Annotated in this window: 3 protein-coding genes; all 3 read left to right on the top strand. The window is 38.4% G+C overall.

Features of this window, described 5'->3' with window-relative positions:
- Positions 1-592: 592 nt before the first annotated feature.
- The 3 genes from EDD61_RS10795 to EDD61_RS10785 are packed head-to-tail and all read left to right on the top strand — an operon-like array spanning position 593 to position 11,215.
- Entirely contained in the window at positions 593-2,140 is a 1,548-nt protein-coding gene (locus tag EDD61_RS10795) for a SpaH/EbpB family LPXTG-anchored major pilin (RefSeq protein ID WP_132225355.1), read from the top strand.
- A gap of 50 nt (positions 2,141-2,190) precedes the next feature.
- Positions 2,191-2,964: a pilin N-terminal domain-containing protein gene (locus tag EDD61_RS10790; protein ID WP_132225353.1), complete on the top strand. Its 774-nt coding sequence runs from the start codon at positions 2,191-2,193 to the stop codon at positions 2,962-2,964.
- On the top strand, positions 2,954-11,215 hold the full coding sequence (locus EDD61_RS10785; RefSeq protein WP_132225351.1) for a leucine-rich repeat domain-containing protein: 8,262 nt from the start codon (positions 2,954-2,956) through the stop codon (positions 11,213-11,215). The genes EDD61_RS10790 and EDD61_RS10785 overlap by 11 nt, the downstream gene beginning before the upstream one ends.
- Positions 11,216-11,219 lie beyond the last annotated feature (4 nt).

Here is an 11,219-nt window from a genome sequence, read left to right as displayed (position 1 = left end):
TAACATAAATAAGCATATTGGTAAGCCGTATGCCTTAGTAGGGCACGTACGGTTTGATAAGGGGCGGTAGTTTAATGACTATCGCCTACTTTCTTAAAAAGGAAGAATAAAACTAATATTTGAAATGAATATATCGATAATAAGTGTTTGATAAGGAATTTCGAAAAAAAATAAAATTAATTTCTATATGATAGGTATGTTATAAACAATTGTCTTTATTCCTTAAGTATCAACTATCATGAAATAAGCATTTTTTTATTTACATATGTTTGCTTTAGATATGGTTATTCACTGCGTTGAATTTTCTAGAAATTCGCCTTATAATTTTAATGAAAAGATACATACAACGAATAAATAAATACAAAATATAACTTTTATGTAAAAACATTTTTCTACATTTTTCTTCGTATAGCACTATAATTCGCATAATTTCGCAAGCTGATCATGATACGTATAAACAATATTGTGGCTATAAAAGGACTTATTGGTTCTTTTAAAGATAAAACGATATTCATGATGTTGGTAACAAAGCTATCCTTTGACAATATGCATTTATGCCAGTCAGTGAATATCAGAAAATGGAGAAAACAATATGAAAAAGAAAAGGATGAGGCATTTATTGACAGTTATTGTTTCTGCGGCGATGATGCAAGGATTGTTTGCTTATGCTCTGCCATTAATGGCAAAAGAAACATCTTTCCAACAAGAAACAACAATTACGCAAACATCAGGTTCGCTTACCCTTCATGAGCATGATAGCGAGGGAAATCCCTTAGCGGATGCCTCTTACAGCATCTATAAAATCATGCGTTTTGAACAGGAAAGCACTTCGCGTTTTGTTATTGAGGAAGCTTTTCAAGATGTTTTAAAAAATGTTACACCAGATGCTTTAGGTAGTTATTCTACAACACAATTAGAAAAGCTAAGCCAACAACTTACCATAAAGGCGGAACAATTTCCTCCTTTAGCTACTGCTACTAGCGATGGCAGTGGCACGGTAAGTTTTAAAGATTTAAAGCTTGGCTATTATCTAGTGATAGAAACAAAAGCTCCAAACAATTACATATTAGGTAAACCTTTCTTAATTGCCATCCCTTCAACAAATAACTATCAAAATCATGAGGAAGGTAGTGCATGGGTCTATGATGTGGAGGCATACCCGAAAAATGAGATAGTAACCTTTGATAAGACCATTACCGATGCCAGTGATGGCTCAGTTAAGATAGGCGATTATGTACCATATCAAATAAGGACCAGTATGCCTGATTATGACGCTAGTTTCTTTGGCAATCCCACACCGGCGACCTTCATAATCATCGATACGATGGAAGATGGTTTGGCCATCCAAAACGATGCCAAGCATCCAATCACGGTAAAGGTGAATGATAAAGAAATAGCAGAAGGCTCAATGACCTATAGGATAAGGGCAGAGAATACGGCAGGGGAAGAAGCCGATTTGCACATTAGCTTCGCCGAAGATTTTATAAAAGAAAACGGAGGGCAACCAATCATTGTCACCTATGAAGCACAGGTAACAGAGAAAGCCAAGCAAGGGCAGGAAGGAAATCAAAATGCCGCAAGCTTGCAATACAACCACAAAGCAGGAGAAATTACAAACAGTGAAAAAGCAATCGTAAAGGTGTATAGCTTTGGAATTCAGGTAGAAAAGTTCACCAATGAAGGAAAGCCACAAGCATTAAAAGGAGCAGACTTCACCTTATTAGCAGCTGATGGTAAAGAAGTGTTGAACAATGCAAGTACAGATGACAAAGGAATTCTGAACTTTCATAATCTGGATGCAGGTACGTATTATCTAAAGGAAACAAAATCACCAACTGGCTATACTTTATTAGCAGAACTGATTAAGGTGGAGATTATCGCTGATGTAGATAGTGCAAAAAAAGCAACTGGTAGCTTTACATTAAAGGTAAACGATAAAGAGATCACCGATACAAGCGGAACCTTTATCACAAAACTGGATAACGATAGGGGAATTGCTAGTATTGCCATAGAGAATCATAAAGGTTTTACTTTACCATCTACTGGAGGAACAGGTATTACGCTTTTTTTGGTAATCGCTAGCGTAGGCATCTTAGTCATCAGCATGGTGATGATGAGTAAGAGTAGGAAACAGGCATAGTGATAAAATGCAATAAATCAAAATAATAGAAAATGAATGAGGTAAAGCAGATGAAAAAAAGAAAGAGAGCATTACAAAAAGCATGTAGCCTGTTCATCATGTTCATGTTGACACTGACAACGCTAAAGGCAGTCGGAGGAACGATCGACATTCATCTAAAGGATTTTCCAAATGCAGAGAAAGCCGGTGTCACATTCACGCTGTATAAGGTAGGAAGTATGAGCGATGATGGAAAAGCAGCGCTGTATGAGAAATATGATATGCACTTACCGGATACGGCTGAAGAATTACAAAAGGTCGCAAAAGAGCTTACCCAAAAGACAGATAAGGAAACCATAGGAAAGAGAACAACAGATGAGAAAGGATATCTGTCTTTTACCAATATTGAAAATGGTATCTATTTATTGGTGCCATCCGATATGGAATCTTATGGCACGATTGATCCTTTCATTGTGACCTTGCCAATGTATGAGGAAATAGCGAATGTTATTCAAGGTCCAAGCTATTATCTGCAGGTAGAACCCAAAGCATTACCAAATGAAGCAGAAAAACCTAAACCACCAGTAGACCCCGAACATCCAAACAAACCGATAACTCCGGAACATCCTGAGCAGCCTGATATTCCAACACAACCCAATAAACCGGGAACATCCACAAGCACGACAGATAAGAAGGAGGAACCAAAGAAGGAAACGACATCCACACAGACAGGAGATACAACACACAAAGATCTGTATATCCTGTTCATCATGCTTTCCACTCTTGGCATGTTTATCTTATACAACAAGCATAAAAGAGGAAGTGAACTAGACGATGAAAAATAAGAAAAAACAATTTGCGGCAATCTTATTAGCTGCATCCATGCTCTTTATAAATACGAATACATCTCTTTATGCCAAAGAAGAACCAAAGGCAAAACCAGAAGCAGCTCAGGAAACAAAAACCAATAGACAGCCTGCTACCACTATCTATGCCCCTACCCAACAGCCTTTATTAGGAACGGCTCCATTAAAGGAAGAAACGCCAAAGGATACCCCTGTCAAAGAAGAGCCAAAGACAGAACCAAAAGAGAGAGCTCTTTATACAGATGTAAAGGGACAAGTGTATCTAGATGATAATAAGAATGCCAAAGCCGATAAAGAAGAAAAAGGACTATCCGACATCGAAGTGCGCTTATATAAGATTAAAGAAGGCAAGCCAGAAAAAGAAGCTGCCTATCATACCCTGACAAACATCAAGGGAGAGTATGTCCTAAAGGAAGTAGAACTAGGTAACTATAAGATCGAATATAAAAGTGTCGATAGCGAAAAGAACCTAAAAGACTATACGATCATCCAAGAGAAAAAAGATGAGAAAGAACCAGTAAATAAAAAAGCAGAACCAAAACTAGTGGAGAAGAACAAGGAATACCGTATCGAGCAAGAAGATGTAGAACTCAAAGAAGGCAGTAAACTAGAACTAGCTTTATTTAGAGTAGAAGCGTTTGAAGAAGGAAAAGAAACAAGACAAAAACAAGAAGTAAATAAGGAAGCTTCTAAAGCCGATAACCCGGTGAAGCAGGAAACGCGAAAGCAAAAAGAGACCGCGAATAAGAAAACAGAAACGAATACAACGAAGAAAGCAGAAGTCAAGCAATCAGAGAAACAAGAAGAAAAAACAATTCGTCATAAAATCACTAAAATAGAACCACTAATGACTACAGCGCAGTTAAACAAACTAAACAGTACAAAAGTAGGAGCAGCTAATGCACAGGATAGTGATTTCATAAAAGCTTTGTATGCAGTTTTAGATAGCGAAGACTGGGCATTCAATGCGTATTATGTAGGACAAAATGATAAATATCATGTAGAGAAGACAAATGATTTCTCATTGAAATACCAGATAGAATTTCACAATAATCGTGATATAGAAAAAGGTAGTGTTGAAATACGTATACCTGCTACATTGTCTAACGATAGGGATCACAAAGGAATCCTACCTACCAACATCGCAATACCACAGGGAACCTTAGATGCTCCTGTAGAAAACAGAATCACACCATTCAATTATTATCTGGATGAAGATACCAATGAGCTTGTGTTCTTTAACTATAAAAAGATCACATCAGGTTCCAATGTGGCATTTCAGGTATTGTATAAGAATCTACAAATCATGGAATTCGTAGATGATAGTACATGGAGCTTAAAACCAACCGCCACTGTGCAATTTAAAGATCAAAAAGAAGAAAAGACAACGACTCCTTTAACGGGACATATTGATTCACAAGTTAAGCTATCCAAGGTCACAAAGATGCCGTATACCTTAGGGGCTAAAAGCTATTACCCAGGTATTTATACCGAGAAACAGTTGGCTAGCATCGTAACGAGCCTGCCACAAGAGTACAAAGGAGATAACTTTACCAAGTATAAATATGTAGCTTGGCAAGTGCAGATCACAGGAAGTGCAACCCAGCCATGGGAATTATACCTAAAAGATATATCAAATCTTGAGGGCAAAGTAGTTGGCTTCAATCGAAGCTACAACAAGATAAATTATCGTGGAGATAGTGCTTATTATAAAATCTCCGATATGAACAAAGATAAGCTAATACACTATGATAATCAATATGGGTATATCCTAGTAGTCGTTGCTTATCCTGCTGATAAGATCCAACCGAATACCTTGATTGAAAATACAGTTGAAGTCGTATTACATCCATATGATATAGTAGATGAGGATCAAAAGCTAACAAGTAAAGCAAATTGGGTATATCGTGATTATGCATGGAATTACAAAGGCGATATCATCGGTGTTGATAAGAATGGTGGAGGCACGTATAAGAGCTTTTTGGAAGCCTATAAAGCCGCAAGAAAACAAAACACCGATATTGGTGACATTCCATTTCACGTAAACAGTTCAACACGTGGCTATAAGCTCACCCATCATGCATCCAATGAAGATGGTAAATTAGGTGAACGTATCGAAGGAGCCAGCTATAAGATGACGACCGTCGATGATTTTCTCTATGCCTATCCAAATACCGGTTCAACAGACAGTTACAAGATCTTAGATGGAGATGATTACTACTATAGTCAGGTAAGCATCAAGCAAAACGATACCGGATATGATCCTTGGGAAGACAGCGAGGCAAAACCGGAAGAATCAAAGGATACCATCGTTTATGCAATGTTCAAAGGCAGCACAGTATGGGAAGAAGTCAAGGTTATCCCATGGAATGCTAGCGGAACGATGTCTTATACCTTTACAGAAGAACAGATCAATAGAAAACCATGGAGGGTAAAGGTAGAACATGAATCTGTTAATTACCTTTCCACATGTTCAATCGACCTAAAAGTACGTATCCAGCATGATTCGCCGGCCTTTCAAGAGCTGGTAAAAGATGAGGATAATGAGCAGATGCTCACCTTAGAAAATATTGCCGGTGTCATGGGACAAAGCTTACAAGATGGCAAGGAGGAAGGCTATTTTCACGATGCTACGATAGGTTTTAACTATGCCGAACCAGAATTAAAGGAATTGAGCGAAGCGTTGTATGGTACTCTACCGATTCGTGATAATGCATTTGCTTATCTGACCTCGGTACAGAAAAATGCAGCATCTTATAAATATGGAACGAGCTGGAATGATGCAGGTACCGGAAGGGTACATCTGAAATACGATATCATGGCATATGATGGCTATGAACTATATGGTTCAGAAGCTATTGATTATCTAAAGGCAAATCTGGTCCGCTCACCGGGAAGAAAAGATGTCGTTTTTTATGATCTGTTGCCATATGGCGTAAAGTATGATCCTAGCGTAGAGATCATTGCAGGACGTGTAAAGACAACAAATGCTATGACATGGATGTATGAAAAGAGCTGGGATACCAGTCAGGTCAAGGTCAGTGTCGATTCTAAGGAAGATATCATAACGAATTATCGTGGAACGGGAAGAATGATGGTCAAGTTCCATATCCATTATGATGGTGCAGATCCAGCAGGCTTTTATGATTCCATGTGGGCAGAAAGCTGGGGCATCAGCTTTGGTGCGTACTATGAATGGAAGGATATCGACATCAGCAATGCGGCAACGAATATTTCTGCGTTCATGCCAGAAAAAGAGGATAATGAGCCATTGTTAGGAACAGATGATCAGGTCATGTTGGATAATGGAAGCGATTATCCTGATACCTTATCAAAAGATGAATACAAGGTTTTGGGAGAGGATATTGATGGGGATGGTATAACGGATGAAAGAACGGTATTGTATGCCAACACCAGCGTCAATGATGATATGGCAATAGCCAATAGTGATACTATCGAGAAACTGGTAAAAGCAGATAATGACCGCTTCGGGGTCTTCTCAGAAAGTGCCATCGTAGCACCAAAAGAAGGCTATACCTATGAAATAACGGTAAGGAATGCACAGGATACCTTAAAGAATATCGTTGTATATGATCTGTTGGAGGATGCTCCAAAACATCGCTCACAACAGGAGAAGGATAAGCACTTTGAAGATAACTGGTGGTATGGAACCTTTGATGGCATCATCACGACAGGCTTAGAGAAAGCAGGGATAAAGCCTGTGATCTATTACAATGCAGATAGAGATGCAAGAATATCAACAGGGGAAGAGCTTCCAAGTTCTATCTTGACGCAAAAGAATGGCTGGTATACAGAAGAAGAGTGGTTGAAAGATCATAAATTTGCGGATGTCAAGGCAGTCGCAGTAGACCTAAGCAAGAAGATGAATGGTGATGATTTTGAAATCGTAGATATGGGCTCTGTGAGCTTTCGGATACATATGATCTCACCAAATGAGGATGAATCCAAGGTAGATGCTGACCACAGCAATACAGCCAATAAGAATGACACGGCTGTTTATGCTTATAACAATTCTGCCTATTATTCAGAAAAAGTAGGAACCAGTACGAAGCATACGGTCATCGGGAATTCTGTACAGGTATCACAACATGAATTAGAAAAAGTAGAGATCGTAAAAGTATTTGGCGGTAATGTACCAAAAGAAAAGCAGAACAGTGAGTTCCGCTTTATCGCAAGCTATAATGGTTCTACCTATGCCACACAAGAATATCAATTATTTAAGAAGATAGATGGAAATTGGGAACGCCAAGGAACCAATCGTGTCTATGCGACGGAAGCAGATGGCAGCTTCTATCTGCATGCGGATGAAAAAGCGGTATTCGATGTCAAGGATAAGAATCTGTTGACGGTAGAGGAAGAAGAAAATCCATTCTGGAAAGTAGAAATAGAAACTAAGGAACAGGATGAGATCCAGATAAGGACATATAAGAATACGTATCGTCCGGTATTATATGCGCAAAAGAAGCTGGAAAACGATCCTAAGGATAAGGAAGCAGAAGTCAAGAAAGAAAGCTTCATCTTCCAAGCATTTGCAGATGGAGAACCAATGGCAAATGCTGAATACTGGCTCGTGGATAGCGTGCGTACGGATGGTGGTATCCCTAAGAAGTTGAATCAGAATGTCTTGAAGACGGATGAAGATGGTAAATTTACGATCAAGGCAGGAGAGATCGTAGCTTTGTTCCCGGGTGTTGCAGGAACAGCATATGAGATCAAAGAAACACAAAAAGGCGATGATTGGTTTACGGATGCAGGAAAAGATAGCGTAACAGGAACGATGGTAAATGATGGCAATTCTGTAAGCATCACAAACTATTACAAATGGAAAGATCTATATCTGAAGAAAGAACTTACCCATCAGAAAGCTGAAGACTGTACCCAAGCATTTACTTTCCAGGTATTCACAAAGGATACACCATTTGCAAATGCAGAATGGGTCATCCTAAAGGAAGATGGAACAGAAAGTGATGTGCATGGCACAATGGATGATGAAGGTAAATTCAGCATTGCATTATCAGGTAAGACCGTAAAGATCAAAGGCTTTGAGGCAGGCACATCCTTCAAGATCGTAGAGATCGATGATACGAGTGATAACTATAAAGCGATCCAAGGGACGGTAGAAGGAACGATGCCGCTGTATGCCTTAAAGAGCGATGCAACGATCATCAATGACTATATCCTAAGACCGATCCGTGTTACTAAGATGGTCAGCTATGATGCGACTGATATGACAGAAGAAAAATTGAATGCGATCAACGATAAAGAATTTACCATGACCATCAAGGTAAACGGTGCAATATATGCGAATAAGGAGTACACGATACAACGTAGCGGAGAACCAGATACTACCACTACAACAACGGATATCGGTACCTTTACCATCAAGAATGGACAAACGATCATCTTCCATGATGTGGGACCAGCAGGTACCAACTATGAGATAATAGAAACACCAGATGTCAATTATCCACAGATCTTCCCGGCAAATGGGGAATCATCGACAGGTACGATCGATAAAGAAGGTTCCAAGGTAACCTTTGTGAATGGAACAGAAAACACATTGCTGATCGGAAAAGAATATGTCGTAGGTGATGGGGATGTCAATAAAATAGGAGAGCAGTATCTTGAAACGATCAAGAATGATCCTACCATTCGAGGAAAAGAAAAAGTAACCTTGAAACTAGAAGTACAAGATGCAAATGGTGATTGGAAGATCTGGCCTTCTAAAGCCCAAAATGTGCAAGTAACCGATGCACTAACCAACACGATAGAAACGATCACTTGGAATGCCAATAGTACCTTGACGATAGAACCATGGAAACAGGTCGTCATTCCTACATTAACAGCTGGTGACAGCTATCGTTTGAGCGAAAGTACAAATGACCAATACAAGCTGTATAAAGATGGAGCAAGCTTTATCGAGATCATCCAAAAAGAACCGGTAAACGATGGTGCAATACAAGATACGATAGAGAACAAGCCATTAGCGATCATCAAGAATCAGATCATAGGTAAACAACAGAAGTCCATCATCCAAAAGAAGATGAGGCTAGGCTCTGAGGAAATACCTACAGGTTCGCAATTGGTCTTCCGTGTAGAAAGCTATGATGGAACGGTATGGAATCCGGCAAATGAAGTTTCTTATATCTTAGGGGATGATAACGATTGGATAAACAATCGCATTCAGAAAACAAAAGCTGATGGAAAGATAACGGTAGAGAAAACAGCAAAGGGTTATCCAATTCTCTATTTCACAGAGCATGATGTTAAGATCAATCCAAGCAATCCAATGAAAGATAGCTATCGTATCGTAGAAATCTTAGAAGAAAGTGAAGATACATGGGGCATCCTATCCGGATATCTGCAGCTAGCTGATAGCTATAATGGCAGCTTGGCTATCGAAGATGCGAATACTTTCGTCAATAGCAATCGTACGACACCAATTGAAATAGCGAAAGCACTTAATGTAGACAGTGAACAGGAATTCACCTTCGAGCTAAGACAGGTCACACGTTCCAAACAAGAAGTGATCACAAGCTTAGAGGATATCCTAGAAAGCAGAAAAGGAACTAACATCAACTATGTGATCTATGATGTAACCACAAATAAACAAATAGCAACAGGAAATACAGGAACGACAGGTGAGATCAAGATCAAAGGCAATCAATACGCAAGATTAGATCTACCAGATGATACTGCATGGACAGTAAGTGAGAAACAAGATACACCATATATCTTAACCGACCTATCAGGAACAAACGATAAGACATTGCAGTTAACGAAGAACATGATGCTGATACAGGCAAAAGCACCGATCATACTGGCAGACCTATCTGTAGAAACAAATGAAGAATATCTCAAAGAAGACAGTAAGGTAGATAAATCCAAATTCACTGTAAATGCGATCTATTCAGATGGAAGGGTAGTACGATTATCGGATGATGATTATGAGATAAATATAGATACAGTACCTAAGAATGTGAGAACATTTGATTTAACATTCACCTATACCGATGATCAAACAGGAGAATCTATTAAGAAAGTAAAATCTTTAAAAACAATAGGAACGATAACATTAACAAAAGAAATGGTAACTACTGGTGTAATAGATGCCAATACAGGAGAACCTGTAGTATTGAATACTGGCGATGTAGAAATACCAGAAGTTATAATGTATGAAGGCAATCCGCGTGTTATAACATCAATAGGTGAACTTGCATTTTATGGCAATGAAAATATTACAAGTATAAAAATGCCGGATACGATAATAAGCATAGAAAGAGCTGCATTCGAAAAGTGTAGTAAAATTACGGGAGAATTGAGAATACCAAACTCAGTAACAAGCATTGGAAAATCTGCATTCCAAGAATGTAAAGGATTCACAGGATCATTAATAATTCCAGACACAGTAACAAGCATAGGAGAATATGCATTCTATGGTTGCAAAGGCTTTACAGGAAATTTAATAATCCCAGACTCAGTAACAAGCATAGAAAATGGTGCATTCTCTAATTGTAGTGGATTTAACGGAACATTAACAATATCAAAATCAATAACTAGCATAAAAAGTTATGTATTCTCTAATTGTAGCAATTTATCAAGTTCATTAATAATTCCAGACAAAGTAACAAGTATAGAGAATTATGCATTCTATGATTGTAATGGTTTAACTGGTAAATTAATTATTCCCAAATCCGTAACAAGCATAGGAGATGATGCATTCTCTTATTGTAGTGGCTTCACTGGAGATTTAGTAATACCAGATTCTGTAACAAGCATAGGGGAATATGCTTTCATAGGTTGTAATGGCTTTACAGGTTCATTGACAATTGGAAATTCCATAACAAGCATAGAAGATTCTACATTCTATGGATGTAATGGCTTCACAGGAGATTTAATAATCCCAGACTCCGTGACAAGCATAGAAGAATATGCATTCTATGGTTGTAACGGATTCAAAGGCTCATTAATAATCCCAGATACCGTAACAAGCATAGGGTATTTATCATTCTATGGATGTAATGGTTTCACTGGCTCATTAATTATTCCAAAATCCGTAACAAGTATAGGAAATGCTGCATTCCAAGGTTGCACTAATCTTGAAAAAATCATTTTTACAGGTAATACAGATCCAAGTACTATGCGTAATTACCCTTGGAACTTTGATCCAGGTAAAATCGAATGGCAATCATCACAGGAAGGGGCATGATATT

The organism is Longicatena caecimuris (genome assembly GCF_004341945.1).
GTDB lineage: Bacteria > Bacillota_I > Bacilli_A > Erysipelotrichales > Erysipelotrichaceae > Longicatena > Longicatena caecimuris.
This window is presented reverse-complemented; position numbering and strand designations above follow the sequence as displayed.

Coding starts and splice junctions, on each gene's coding strand:
- EDD61_RS10785 (WP_132225351.1), top strand. CDS start 2,954: ATGAAAAATAAGAAAAAACAATTTGCGGCAATCTTATTAGCTGCATCC.
- EDD61_RS10795 (WP_132225355.1), top strand. CDS start 593: ATGAAAAAGAAAAGGATGAGGCATTTATTGACAGTTATTGTTTCTGCG.
- EDD61_RS10790 (WP_132225353.1), top strand. CDS start 2,191: ATGAAAAAAAGAAAGAGAGCATTACAAAAAGCATGTAGCCTGTTCATC.